Origin of the sequence: Streptosporangium sp. NBC_01810, from assembly GCF_035917355.1 — a bacterium.
In the GTDB taxonomy this organism is placed as follows: domain Bacteria; phylum Actinomycetota; class Actinomycetes; order Streptosporangiales; family Streptosporangiaceae; genus Streptosporangium.
On record NZ_CP109070.1, the window covers coordinates 5196808 to 5209861 of the forward strand.

A 13054-nucleotide genomic window follows, 5' to 3' on the forward strand; every position below is an offset into this window, starting at 1 on the left:
GGTCACGTGAGAGAGTCGACAAAACCGACATATCACCTTTGATTGTTACGAAGGCGACAAAAGCGATCATCCACGGCTACCGCAGGGCAGCCAGCACCTGGTCGCGTATCTGAGCTCGCTGGACCTCGTCGGTCAGCGGGCGGCCGGCTCTGTCGACCACGTAGAAGACGTCCACCACCTCTGCGCCGAGAGTCTCCACACGGGCAGCCCGTACGTCAAGGCCACATTCACCAAACGCTCTACCAATGCGCCACAAAAGTCCCGGACGGTCATGGGCTCGCACCTCGATGACCGTCGCGGTGTTCGACGCGTCGTCCAGCAGGTTCACCCTGGGCGGCGCCACCGGCACCCGGGTCGGGCGCAGCGACCTGCTCCTCCTGGAGAGACGCTGCTCGATGTCGAGGCGGCCGGCCAGGACCAGCCGCAGGTCCGCCTCCAGCGTCGCGGGGTCGGGCGGCGAGCCGTACTCGGGGACGACCGAGAACTCGATCACGGCGGTCGCCCCCGCCGAAGCGGCCGACGCGGCGCGGACCACCATCCGGTGCGCGGCCAGCACCCCGGCCGCACGCCAGAGCAGCCCGGCGCGGTCCGGCGCGACCACGGTGACCGCTCCCCCGTTGATCCGTACGGCGCCTCCGCCGTGGCGGGCCAGGGACGCCTGCTCCACCGAGAGCGAGGGCGCGGGCCGCAGCGGGGTGCCCGAGAGCACCGAACGGACCCGGCGTACCAGATCGGTGACCAGCGAGGCCTTCCACGAGTTCCAGGCGGCGGGCCCGGTGGCGTGGCCGTCGGCCACGGCGAGGGCCGCCAGCAGTTCGAGGACCTCGCGCGTACCGACGGCCTCGGCCACCCGGGAGATCGTCACCGGGTCGTCCAGGTCGCGGCGGGTGGCCGTCTCGGGCAGCAGGAGGTGATGGCGGACCACGGTCTCCAGGGTGTCGACGTCCGCCGGGGGCAGGCCCATCCGGGTCCCGATGTCGCGGGCGACGACGGCGCCGGTGGTGGAGTGGTCGCCGGGATATCCCTTACCGATGTCGTGCAGGAGCGCCGATATGAGCAGCAGATCGGGCCGGGAGACCTCGCGGGTGAACGAGGCGGCCCCGGCCGCGGCCTCGATCAGGTGCCGGTCGACCGTGTAGCGGTGCACCGGGTTGCGCTGCGGGCGGTGCCGCACCCGCTCCCAGTCGGGCAGCAGGCGGACCAGCACTCCCGCCTGGTCCAGCTCCTCCCAGACCGGCACGGCCGCGCGCCCGGCGCCCAGCAGGGCCACCAGGGCATCGCGCGCCTCGTCCGGCCAGGGCACGGGGAGTGGTGGCGACTGGGCCGCCAGCGTGGTGACCGTGGCGGGTGCCAGCGGCAGTCCCGCCTCTGCGGCGGCGGCGGCGGCGCGCAGCACGAGGGTCGGGTCCTTGCGGGGGTTGACCCCGCGGGCCAGCACGACCTCTCCGCCGTGCTCGACGACTCCGTCGGCGAGCGGGCGGCGGCCACGGGGGGTGGGACCGGTCAGCAGCCGGTCGACGGTGCGCCAGGTGGCGTCGAAGGCGTGCCCGATCGTCCTGGCGGCCTCGGCGAGCCTGCGCATCAGCGCCTCGGCGTCGAGCAGGCCGAGGATCCCGGCGACCGCGTCCTGCTCCTGGAGCACCAGCCGGTCGACGCCTCGGGCGGTCACCAGGTGCAGGCCGTGCCGGATGTCGAGCAGCAGCTCGTAGGCCTCGCGGACTCGCGGGCCGGGAGCCGAGGCGACCCAGGCCGCAGCCACGGCCTGCATCGCCTGCACGTCACGGATGCCGCCGCGGGAATCCTTGATGTCGGGTTCGAGGAGGAACGCCAGCTCCCCGCTCGCCTCCGCACGCTTGTCTGCGGCGTCGCGCAGCTCGCCCAGGCGGCGCCGGGAGTCGGCCCGCCACTCGGCGAGCACGACCTCGCGCGCCGACCGCGTCAGCTCCTGGTCTCCCGCCACGTGCCGGGCCTGGATCAACCCGAGGACCGCCTTGAGGTCCTCCCCGGCCACCCTCGCCGCCTCGTCCACGGTCCGCACCGAGTGGTCGAGGCCGATCCCGGAGTCCCAGATCGGATACCAGATGCGGTCGGCGATACGCGCCACGTCATCTCGCCCGTCGTGGAGCAGGACCAGGTCAAGGTCGCTGCCCGGCGCGAGCTCCGAGCGGCCCAGGCTCCCGACCGCGACGAGCGCGACTCCACTGAGGGCGCCGCGCTCGTCGTTTCTCGTCGTTCCCCCGTTGTGCCCGTACGGCGTGCCGCAGGCGGTCCTGACCAGGTCTGTCAGCCAGCGGTCGATGTCCGCGGCCCGTTCCTTACGGGCCGCGGCGTACGAGCGAGTGTCGCCTCTCACCGGTTAGAGCGCCTCAGGTCCGCGTTCCCCGGTGCGGACGCGGATCACCGTGTCCACCGGAACGGACCAGACCTTGCCGTCGCCGATCTTGCCGGTCTGCGCGGCCTTGACGATGACGTCGATGACGTCCTCGGCGTCGTCCTCCTCGGTGAGCACTTCGAGGCGGACCTTGGGCACCAGGTCGACCTGGTACTCGGCACCGCGGTAGACCTCGGTGTGGCCGCGCTGGCGGCCGTAGCCGCTGGCCTCGCTGACCGTCATGCCCTTGACCCCGAACTGCTCCAGGGCCGCCTTCACGTCGTCGAGTTTGAACGGTTTGATGATCGCGGTGATGAGTCTCATGCGTCGACCTTCTTAGACGCCGGGGTGGGAGCCGGACCGTTGACGGCGGCCACACCTGAGGAGTGGATGGTACCGAGGTCGTAACCGGTCTCGGCGTGGGAGGTGATGTCGACGCCGGCGATCTCTTCCTCGGCACCGATCCGGAAGCCCATCGTCTTGTCGATGATCTTCGCGATGATCCAGGTGATGATGAAGGAGTACGCGCCGACCGCGACCGGGCCGAGAATCTGCAGGCCCAGCTGCTTGATGCCGCCGCCGTAGAGGAGGCCGGTGCTCTGCTGCTCCAGGAACGGGTAGGCGGCGATGAAGCCCAGGGAGACAGCGCCGATCACACCGCCGACCAGGTGCACGCCGACCACGTCGAGGGAGTCGTCGTAGCCGAACTTGTACTTCAGGCCCACCGCATAGGCGCAGGCCGCACCGGCGACGAGGCCGAGGATGAGAGCCGCCCAGGGGTCCACGAAACCACAGGCCGGGGTGACGGCGACCAGACCGGCGACGGCACCGGAGGCGACACCGAGGCTGGTGGCGTGACCGTCGCGGATCTTCTCGACCACGAGCCAGGCACCCGCGGCGGCGGCGGTGGCGATCTGGGTGTTCATGAACGCCAGGCCGGCGGTGCCGTCCACCGCGAGCTCGGAGCCCGCGTTGAAACCGAACCAGCCGAACCACAGGAGACCGGCGCCGAGCAGGACCAGGGTCAGGTTGTGCGGCCGCATCGGCTCCTTGCGCCAGCCGGCGCGCTTGCCGAGCACGAGCGCGAGGGCCAGGGCCGCGGCTCCGGCGTTGATGTGGACCACGGTGCCACCGGCGAAGTCCTCGATACCGAGGCTGAACAGCCAGCCGTTGCCCCAGACCCAGTGGGCCACGGGGAAGTAGACAATGGTCGCCCAGACGATGGTGAACAGCACCCAGGCGCCGAACTTGGCGCGGTCGGCGATGGCACCGCTGATCAGCGCGACGGTGATGATCGCGAAAGTGAGCTGGAAGGCCGAGAACACCAGGCTCGGCATACCCGTGCCGTCGTCCTTGGTGGCGGTGTCGACCAGGCTCTGCAGCCCGAGGGCGTCGAAGCCGCCGACGAACTTGTTGACGAGCTCGTTGCCGTTGTCGGTGAACGTCAGCGAGTGCCCGTAAAGCACCCATGCGATGGTGACGGTGATGATGCTGACGAACGACATCATCATCATGTTCAGGACACTCTTGGCCCTGGTCATTCCCCCATAGAAGAACGCAAGGCCGGGAGTCATCAACAGCACCAACGCGGTGGCTGTGAGCATCCAGGCAGTGGTGCCGCTATCGATCTTCATTCGACGCGACCCTCCCTTACAAATGGCGTGTGGCCGGTTTCACAGTCGCAGTGATCGCTTCCTGGGCTCCATCGACCGGCCGCGCACTGACGTTGCGCCACAGCGTGTTCTTCCGCCGTTTCAAGGCGCGACTCTGCGTGTTTCGCATCTGTGAATCTCGGCCGCATGATGTTTCCATCAAGTTTCGGACCGGGCGTGCCTTGACTTATAGATGACCCAAAAGGTGCCCGGGCGAGCAACCGCCGGGCTCTTCAGCGGGCTGCCGATGACCACACGCATGACCGCCGCCACGCCCGCCATGTCCCCTCGTCCGGGCGAAGCAGCGCCGGCCCCGGGAAAACGAATCCGGCACGCCCCACAGGGGGCGTGCCGGATCGCGGGTCGTTCAGGCGGCCGTGGCCATCTTCCGCAGCCGGGCCAGGGCGTCGCGCTCGATGCGACGGGCACGGTCCCGGCCGATGCCGTAGCGCTCGCCGACCTCGGTCAGCGTGTGCTCGCGGCCGTCCATCAGGCCGTAGCGCCAGCGGAGCATCTCGCGGGTCTGCCCCTCCAAACCCGTCAGCCACTCCTCCAGACGCTCACGTTCAAGGACGTCCATCGCCTGCTGCTCGGGATCGGCCCACGTGTCGTCGGCGATCATGTCGCCGAGTTCGGTCTCGTCCTCGTCGCCCACACCCAGCTGCAGGGAGACGGGGTCGGAGGCCCAGCGGCGAAGCTCGCGGACCCGCTCGATGGGCAGTTCGAGCACCGCCGCGAGATCGGCGTCGGTCGGCTCGGCGTCGGACTCGGCCAGCATGTCCCGGCGGACCCGCATCAGCCTGGTCATCTGCTCACCCGCGTGGGTGGGCAGGCGGACCGGCCGGGCCTGCTCGTGGATGGCGCGCCCCACGGACTGCCGGATCCACCAGGTGGCATAAGTCGAGAACTTGTAACCGCGCCGGTAGTCGAACTTCTCAACCGCGCGGACCAACCCCAGGTTGCCCTCCTGAACCAAATCGATCAGCGGCATTCCCCGCCCCGAATATTTGCGCGCCACCGCCACCACAAGACGTAGATTGGCCTGGATGAATTCATCCTTGGCCCTTCGCCCGGAAACGGCCAGTCGCTCAAGCTCCTCATCGGCGGCGTCCGCGATCCGCGGCTCCGTCAACCCGCCGTCCAGCAACTGCTCCGCGAAGAGACCTGCCTCGATCCGCTTGGCGAGTTCCACCTCCTCCTCCGCGGTGAGCAGGGGCACCCTTCCAATCTCTGCCAGGTAGGTCCCGAGCAGGTCTCTGTCAGAGACGTGCTGATCCTGCGTCCGATTCCCCGTCGGCCTTGCCATCCGATGGCACCTCGCTCCGGCTGCTTATGACGTGTCCACCCGCTCGCTCAACGCCCCAATGCGCGCGGACACGTCGCTTGACTTTTCAACGGCTGGATCAGAGCAAAGATTCCCTCAAGAAGTACGCCTGGAGAATGGTTTCGAATTCCTCCTCAGGGAGGATGTCCCCCGACTCCGTGACAAGGCCGACGGCTGCCCCTGGCAAAAATGGTCAGACCAGACGGCGCCCCTCCTTCCACACCTGTGTCACCAGCGGCACCCCCGGCCGGTAGGCGAGATGGACGTACGTCGGGGCGTCCAGGATCACCAGGTTCCCCCTGGTTCCCACCCGCAGCGTGCCGACGTCCCCGCGGCGCAGCGCCCTGGCCCCGCCGTACGTGGCCGCCCTGATCGCCTCCAGCGGCGTCATCCGCATCTCGCGGACCGCCAGCGCCACGCAGAAGGGCATGGAGGAGGTGAAGGAGGAACCCGGGTTGCAGTCGGTGGCCAGCGCGACCGTCACCCCGGCGTCCAGCAGGCGACGGGCATCCGGGTAGGGCGAGCGGGTGGAGAACTCCGCGCCGGGCAGCAGGGTGGCCACCACTCCCGCCGACGACAGCGCCGAGACGTCGTCGTCGGTCAGGTGGGTGCAGTGGTCGGCGGAGGCCGCGCCCACCTCGGCGGCGATCCGCGCCCCGGGGCCCTCGCCCAGCTGGTTGGCGTGGATCCTCGGCAGCAGCCCCGCCTTCATCCCGGCGAGAAGGATCTCCCTGCTCTGGTCGGCGTCGAAGGCGCCGCGCTCGCAGAACACGTCGACCCACCGGGCGTGCGGCGCGCAGGCCTCCAGCATCTCCCCGGTGACCGTGCGGACGTACTCGTCGGCCGAGGAGGCGTCGGGGGGCACCACGTGCGCGCCCAGGTAGGTGGTCTCCTCGGTGAACCCCCGCGCGATCTCCAGGGACCTGCGCTCGTCCTCTACCGTGAGGCCGTAACCGCTCTTGATCTCCAGCGTGGTCGTCCCCTGGGTGAGCATCTCCGAGACCAGGGCGGCGGTGCGCGTCACGAGTTCGACGTCGGAGGCGGCGCGGGTGGCCGACACCGTGGTGCGGATGCCACCGGCCGTGTAGGGCCGGCCCGCCATGCGGGCGGCGAACTCGGCCGTGCGGTCGCCGGCGAAGACGAGGTGGGCGTGGCTGTCGACGAAGCCCGGGATCACGCAGCGCCCCTCGGTGTCCACCCGCTCGTCGGCGCAGGGAGCCGCGCCGGTGGGCCCCACCCACACCACCTCGCCGTCCTCCACCACCAGCGCGGCGTCCTCGATCTCCTCCCGCGCCGGATCGCCCGTGTAGAGCAGTCCGATGCGATCGAAGAGGATGCTCCTCACCTGCCGGTCCTCGCCCGTCATGCCGACCTTCCCCCTCGCGCCTCGGTGATCGCCTCGGTGAGCATGCCGCCCACGTCACCGAGGGCGTGCCTGCCGTCGGTGACCACGCGGCGGCCACTCGACACCACGGAGTGCACGTCGGCGGCCGCGGCGGCGAAGACGACGGTCTCGGCCAGGTGCGCCGGGGAGGCGCCCGCCGTACGGACCGAGTCCAGGCGCAGCGACACCAGGTCGGCCCACGCGCCGGGGACGAGCATGCCCGCGCAGGCGAAGCCGAGCGAGTCGTGTCCCGCGGCGGTGGCGGCGTGCAGGAGCTCGGCGGCCGACCAGTGGCCGCGCCGCTCGGTGGCCAGCCGCTCGTCCAGCTCGACCGCGCGGGCCTCCTCGAACAGGTCGACGACCGCGTGGCTGTCCGAGCCGAGCGTGATGGGCGCCCCCGCGTCGAACAGCGCCCTGGCCGGCCCGATGCCGTCGGCGAGGTCGCGCTCGGTCGTCGGGCACATGCACACGCGTGTGCCGGAGCCGCCGAGCAGCGCGACGTCCACGTCCGACAGGTGCGTGGCGTGCACGGCGGTCGAGCGGGGGCCGAGCGCGCCGTGCGCCTCCAGCAGCTGGACCGGGCTCGCGGAGTACGCCTCCACGCAGGCGGTGTTCTCCGCCCGTTGCTCGGAGACATGGGAGTGGAGCGGGACCGCGTGGTGGCGGGAGAACTCGGCGACCACGGGTATCTGCTCGGGCCTGACCGCGCGGACCGAGTGCACTGCCACGCCGATCTCCACATCCGGATCGCCCCGGTAGTGGGCCGTGAGCGCCTCCGCCCGGGCGGCCCACCCGTCGGCGTCGCCGTCACCGAACCGCAGCTGTACACCGCTCAGCGGGGTGCCGACGCCGCCTGTCAGGTAACAGGCGTCCAGCAGCGCGATGCGCAGCCCCGCGTCGCGCGCCGCCTGGACGAGCGCGTGGCCCATGACGTTCGGGTCGTCGTAGCGCCTGCCGCCCGGACCGTGGTGCAGGTAGTGGAACTCCCCGACGCAGGTGATGCCGGCCAGTGCCATCTCGGCGAACGCGGCCCTGGCGAGTCTGAGATAGGACTCGGGGTCGAGGGTCCCCGCCACCCCGTACATCTGCTCGCGCCAGGTCCAGAAACTGCCCTTCTCACGTTGCGTCACCCCGCGCAGGGCGCGATGGAAGGCGTGGGAGTGCGCGTTGGCCAGACCGGGGATGGTCAGCCCGGCCAGCCGGACGGCTCCGGCCGGCGGGGTCGCCACACCGGTGACGATCTCGGAGATCACGGTGTCGTGGACCTTGACGAGCACCCCTGCGACGGCCTCGCCCGGTGGCAGCCAGGCCAGCTCGCACCAGTAGTTCAGCTCGCGCACAGGTCCTCCAGCGTCGCGGCGAGGACGGTGACCCCCGCATGGCAGTCGGCCGTCTCCGCGTGTTCGTCCGGAGAGTGAGAGATGCCCGTCGGATTGCGGACGAACACCATCGCGCTGGGCACACCCGCGGACGCGAGAATGCCCGCGTCGTGTCCGGCCCCGGTCGGCAGGACGGGTGCGCCCCCCGCGGCGGCGGCGACCCGCTCCCGCAGGACCGCGTCGAAGTCCACGACCGGGGTCCACGACTCGACGCTGACCTCGGCACCGGAGAACTCGGTCAGTTCGGCGACCAGCGCCCTGACCGCGTCCTCGTCACCGCCCCTGGCATCCAGCCAGGCGCTGACCAGTCCGGGGATGGCATTGGCGTTGTTGGGCGACACACGCATCCTGCCGAAGGTGGCGACCACGCCGCCGCGCTCGGCGGCCTGGCGGGCGTGGAGCACGGTACGGGCGAAGGGCAGCATCGGGTCGTCGCGGTCGGCCAGCCTGGTGGTGCCGGCGTGGTTGGCCTGGCCGTGGAAGTCGAACCGCCAGCGGCCGTGCGGCCAGATGGCCGAGGCGGCGCCGACCGGCGCGTCCCGGTGGACCAGGTCCTTGCCCTGCTCGACGTGGAGCTCGACGAAGACCCCGATGTGCCGCAGGGTCTCCTCGTCCCGGCCCAGGGCGCCCGGGTCACGCCCTGCCCTGCGCAGCACCTCGGCCAGCGAGTCGCCCTCGTCGTCGGTCAGGGCGCGCGCCTTGTCAGGGTCCAGGATCCCGGTCAGCAGGCGGGAGCCGACGCACGGGACACCGAACCTGGCGCCCTCCTCGTCGGTGAAACAGGCGATCCCCAGGGGGCGCGCGGGCCGGAAGTCCCTGGCCCGCAGCAGGTCGAGGGCGGCGAAGGCCGACACGACCCCCAGGGGGCCGTCGAAGGCACCGCCCTGCCTCACCGAGTCGAGGTGGCTGCCGGTGACCACCCCGGGCCGCGCCGACGGGTCACCCCACCAGGCCCACAGGTTGCCGTTGCGATCCTCCCTCAGGTCGAGGCCGCGCCTGGCCGCCTCCTGTCCGAACCAGCGCCGAAGCTCCAGATCCGCCGGCGACCACGCGTCTCGCAGGTAGCCCCGGGTCCGGCCATCACGTCCGAGGTGCGCGATGGCACCCCACATCTCGTCGAACACCCTCCCATTATCTGAATGATTCCATTCAGATGCGAGTCCGCCGCACCCTCAACCGATTCCCCCCTTGCCGCACAGGCCCACTCCGGTCGCCGGGCGAGGAGCCGGGCGGCGACCGCGCCCTCAGCTCAGAGGCCTGCGGCGGGACGGACGGTGATCTCGGTGACGTGGGCGTCGGGGGACGCGGTCAGGGCCGCCTGCACCACCCTGGCCACCGAGTCCGCGTTCAGATACTTCTCCGGCTGGTAGGGGCCGCCCTCCCGGACCCGGACCTCACGCTGCATGTCGGTGTCGACCCGTCCCGGATAGATCGTCGTCACCCGGAGCTCCGGCTCCTCCAGGCGGAGCGCGTCGGCGAAGGCGCGCAGCGCGAACTTGCTCGCCGAGTAGGAGCCCCAGCTAGCGCCGGCCCGCTGCCCGGAGCCGGAGTTGATCAGCACCACGTGACCGTGCCCCGCGCGCAGGGCGGGCAGCAGCAGCCGGGTCAGCTCGACCACCGCGATCACGTTGACCTCCATGGTGTGACGCCACACCTCTGCCGGGGTCTCCGCCACCCGCCCCAGGTGCAGCACGCCCGCGCTGTGCACCAGCACGTCGAGCCGGTCGACGGCGGCGACGTCGGCCTCCGTGACGGCGGTGAGCTCCACCGGCCAGGGCCGCGCGCCGGGCAGGGCGGAGGCCATCTGGGCCAGCGCCTCGGGGTCGCGGCCGCCGAGCAGCAGGTCGTGGGTGGGGGCCAGGGCGCGGGCGATCGCGGCACCGACCCCTCGCGAGGCGCCGGTGACCAGCGCGGTCGGACGTACAGGCATGTCGATCACCTTACTCGCTGGAAGATCTCCGGCCGGCGGCACTCCGGCGGCACGGCGACGGTGTTCTCGCCCGGGTGGCGAAAGCCGTACGGGCAGCGAAAGCCATTCGGGCGGACCGTGCCGGCCTCGGCGAAACCGGCGGCCGGATGCTCCCGCCGCTCTCACCCGGGCACGGATGTCAGTCGAACCGCTCGGTGAAGACCCCCGCCTGGTCGGTCATCCGTTCGTACTCCTCCAACCGGGCCTGCGTGCGCAGCGGCGCCGCGTCCGCCATGGCCTCCACCAGCACCATGGCCAGGGTCAGCGGCGCCGCGTGCGAGTCGAAGACCAGCCGTTCGCCGACGGGGGCGGCCAGGATCACGTCGGCCTCGAAGGGCACGTCCCGCCGGTCGGTGATCACCGCCGTACGCAGGCCGAGGTCCCGGGCGCCGCGCAGCGCCTGTACGGCCTCGGCCGGGTAACGGGGCAGGATCACCGCGACCAGCCAGCTCGCTCCCGCGCGGCGCGCGGCGTACAGGCCGTCGGCCAGCTCGGAACCGCCGTGGGTCAGCAGGCGGACGTCAGGGTGGATCCGGCGCGCGAAGTAGGCGAACGTGGTGGCCAGCCCGCTCGACACCCGCAGGCCCAGCACCGGCAGCGGCTCGCATCCCGCCAGCCTGACACCCAGCTCCGAGATGTCGGCGGGGTCGCCCAGTGCGTCGCGTACGCTCCGCAGGTTGTCGATCTCCACGTCTATGGCCGTCTGCAGGTCGTTGGCCCGCGACGGTTTCCGCCCGCCCACCACGAGGGGCCGTAGCGCCTGTCTGAGCTCGGGAAAGCCCGCGAAACCGAGCACCATCGCGAACCTCGTCACCGACGGCTGGCTGACCCCTGCCCGCTCGGCCAGCTCCACGCTGGACAGGAAGATGGCCTCGGACAGGTGATCGCCCAGGTAGCGTGCGATCCGCCGCTGCACGGGCGACAGCCGCCGCCCCCCCAGAAGCTGATCGAGTCCGTCCCCCACGTCCTCTCCAACCGCTCGATGCCCCACGAGCATTCCCCTCCCCGTCCCGCTGTCGTTCATACACCCGGGCGGGACGGGAGGGAGCGGCGCCGAAGGGATCCGCGCCCCCGAGATCGGGACACGGTACGCGGATCGGTGCCCGGTCGGGTACTTCCCGTTCGACGGGAGACAACGCATCCGACCAGGGCCGGCACGCCCCCGGCCGGAGCCCGGCTGTCCGGCCGGGACCCGCGTGTCCGGCCGGGACCCGCATGCCCGATCAGGACTCGCGCATCGGGATGCGGACGTCTCGCTCCTCGGCCACGGCGACGGCCTCGTCGTAGCCGGCGTCGACGTGACGGATGACCCCCATGCCCGGGTCGTTGGTGAGCACCCGGTTGAGCTTCTCGGCACCGAGCCTGGTGCCGTCGGCGACGGTGACCTGGCCGGCATGGATGGAGCGGCCGATGCCGACACCGCCGCCGTGGTGGATGGAGACCCACGCGGCACCGGAGGCGACGTTGAGCATGGCGTTCAGCAGCGGCCAGTCGGCGATCGCGTCGGAGCCGTCGGCCATGCCCTCGGTCTCCCGGTACGGGCTCGCGACGCTGCCGCAGTCGAGGTGGTCGCGGCCGATCACCAGCGGGGCCTCGATCTCCCCCGAGGCCACCATGTCGTTGAACCGCTCTCCGGCCAGGTGGCGCTCGCCGTATCCGAGCCAGCAGATACGGGCGGGCAGGCCCTGGAAGTGGACCTTCTCCCCGGCCATCCGGATCCACCTGGCAAGCGGCTCGTTGTCTGGGAAGAGCTCCAGGATCGCGCGGTCGGTCTTGGCGATGTCGGAGGGGGAACCGGAGAGCGCGGCCCAGCGGAACGGGCCCTTGCCCTCGCAGAACAGCGGCCTGATGTAGGCGGGCACGAAGCCGGGGAAGTCGAACGCGCGACCGTAGCCCGCGAGCCGGGCCTCGCCCCGGATCGAGTTGCCGTAGTCGAAGACCTCGGCTCCGGCGTCCTGGAAGCCGACCATGGCCTCCACGTGAGCGGCCATCGCCTCGCGGGCCCTGCGGGTGAAACCCGCCGGGTCCTTCTCCCGTTCGTCGGCCATGTCCTCGAAGGCCACACCGATCGGCAGGTACATCAGCGGGTCGTGAGCGGAGGTCTGGTCGGTGACGACGTCGATCTCGGCGTCCCTGCGGAGCAGTTCGGGCACGATCTCGGCCGCGTTGCCCTCCACCCCGATGCTCAACGGCCTGCGCTGGTCGCGGGCCTCGTACGCCAGGCGCAGCGCCTCGTCGAGGTCGGCGGCGCGGACGTCCAGGTAGCGGTGCTCGATCCGCCGGTCGATCGACCTGGGGTCGCAGTCGACGCAGATCACCACGCCGCCGTTCATGGTCACGGCCAGCGGCTGCGCGCCGCCCATGCCGCCGAGCCCGGCGGTCAGCGTGATCGTCCCCGCGAGGCTCCCGCCGAACCGCTTGGCGGCCACGGCGCCGAAGGTCTCGTAGGTGCCCTGCAGGATGCCCTGGGTGCCGATGTAGATCCAGGAGCCCGCGGTCATCTGCCCGTACATGGTCAGTCCGGCGGCCTCCAGGCGCCGGAACTCCTCCCAGTTGGCCCAGTCGGGCACCAGGTTGGAGTTGGCGATGAGCACCCGGGGTGCCCACTCGTGGGTGCGGAACACGCCGACGGGACGACCGGACTGCACCAGCAGCGTCTCGTCGCCCTCCAGGGTGGTCAGAGTGCGGGTGATCGCGTCGAAGGAGCGCCAGTCGCGGGCGGCCTTGCCCGAGCCGCCGTAGACGACGAGCTGTTCCGGATGCTCGGCCACCTCGGGATCCAGATTGTTCTGGATCATGCGGAGCGCCGCTTCCTGCGGCCACCCCTTGGCGGTGAGCATGGTACCGCGCGGCGCGCGCACAACCCGGCTGCCGGTCATGCCCGGACCTCCCCATCAGGAATGAATGAATGCATTCATATTTGTCACCTGGAGGCTACAGGTCAACTCGGGAGAGGGGTACCACGGCAAAGGGGT

10 protein-coding genes are annotated in these 13054 nt (G+C 71.1%); all 10 read right to left on the minus strand.

Annotation, left to right across the window (positions count from 1 at the left end; translation table 11 throughout):
* Positions 1–76: 76 nt before the first annotated feature.
* On the minus strand, positions 77–2353 hold the full coding sequence (locus OIE13_RS23000) for a [protein-PII] uridylyltransferase (protein WP_326636715.1): 2277 nt from the start codon (positions 2351–2353) through the stop codon (positions 77–79).
* A 3-nt stretch (positions 2354–2356) separates the two neighbouring features.
* Positions 2357–2695: a P-II family nitrogen regulator gene (locus OIE13_RS23005; protein WP_030906290.1), complete on the minus strand. Its 339-nt coding sequence runs from the start codon at positions 2693–2695 to the stop codon at positions 2357–2359.
* Positions 2692–4005, minus strand: coding sequence for an ammonium transporter (locus OIE13_RS23010; protein ID WP_326636711.1), 1314 nt, complete (start codon positions 4003–4005; stop codon positions 2692–2694). Before OIE13_RS23010 ends, OIE13_RS23005 begins: the two co-directional genes overlap by 4 nt.
* 385 nt (positions 4006–4390) lie before the next feature.
* Complete coding sequence (locus OIE13_RS23015) at positions 4391–5329, minus strand: sigma-70 family RNA polymerase sigma factor (protein ID WP_326636709.1); 939 nt, start codon at positions 5327–5329, stop codon at positions 4391–4393.
* A 211-nt stretch (positions 5330–5540) separates the two neighbouring features.
* Complete coding sequence (hutI, locus tag OIE13_RS23020; protein WP_326636707.1) at positions 5541–6713, minus strand: imidazolonepropionase; 1173 nt, start codon at positions 6711–6713, stop codon at positions 5541–5543.
* The gene (locus tag OIE13_RS23025; protein WP_326636705.1) at positions 6710–8071 is read right to left on the minus strand and encodes a formimidoylglutamate deiminase; all 1362 of its coding nucleotides are present in this window, start codon (positions 8069–8071) and stop codon (positions 6710–6712) included. Before OIE13_RS23025 ends, hutI begins: the two co-directional genes overlap by 4 nt.
* The gene (locus OIE13_RS23030) at positions 8059–9222 is read right to left on the minus strand and encodes an allantoate amidohydrolase (RefSeq protein WP_326830309.1); all 1164 of its coding nucleotides are present in this window, start codon (positions 9220–9222) and stop codon (positions 8059–8061) included. Before OIE13_RS23030 ends, OIE13_RS23025 begins: the two co-directional genes overlap by 13 nt.
* A gap of 137 nt (positions 9223–9359) precedes the next feature.
* Entirely contained in the window at positions 9360–10040 is a 681-nt protein-coding gene (locus OIE13_RS23035) for an SDR family oxidoreductase (RefSeq protein WP_326636703.1), read from the minus strand.
* 178 nt (positions 10041–10218) lie between these two features.
* Positions 10219–11043, minus strand: a complete 825-nt coding sequence (locus tag OIE13_RS23040) for a MurR/RpiR family transcriptional regulator (protein ID WP_326636701.1) — start codon at positions 11041–11043, stop codon at positions 10219–10221.
* Between the two features lie 259 nt (positions 11044–11302).
* Positions 11303–12958 carry a urocanate hydratase gene (hutU, locus tag OIE13_RS23045; protein WP_326636699.1) on the minus strand — a complete coding sequence of 552 codons (1656 nt, stop codon included), beginning with the start codon at positions 12956–12958 and terminating at the stop codon, positions 11303–11305.
* Positions 12959–13054 lie beyond the last annotated feature (96 nt).

Excerpts from the sequence above, each read along its gene's own strand:
- OIE13_RS23005 (WP_030906290.1), bottom strand. The coding sequence starts at position 2,695 with ATGAGACTCATCACCGCGATCATCAAACCGTTCAAACTCGACGACGTG.
- OIE13_RS23010 (WP_326636711.1), bottom strand. The coding sequence starts at position 4,005 with ATGAAGATCGATAGCGGCACCACTGCCTGGATGCTCACAGCCACCGCG.
- OIE13_RS23015 (WP_326636709.1), bottom strand. The coding sequence starts at position 5,329 with ATGGCAAGGCCGACGGGGAATCGGACGCAGGATCAGCACGTCTCTGAC.
- hutI (WP_326636707.1), bottom strand. The coding sequence starts at position 6,713 with ATGACGGGCGAGGACCGGCAGGTGAGGAGCATCCTCTTCGATCGCATC.
- OIE13_RS23030 (WP_326830309.1), bottom strand. The coding sequence starts at position 9,222 with ATGTGGGGTGCCATCGCGCACCTCGGACGTGATGGCCGGACCCGGGGC.
- OIE13_RS23035 (WP_326636703.1), bottom strand. The coding sequence starts at position 10,040 with ATGCCTGTACGTCCGACCGCGCTGGTCACCGGCGCCTCGCGAGGGGTC.
- hutU (WP_326636699.1), bottom strand. The coding sequence starts at position 12,958 with ATGACCGGCAGCCGGGTTGTGCGCGCGCCGCGCGGTACCATGCTCACC.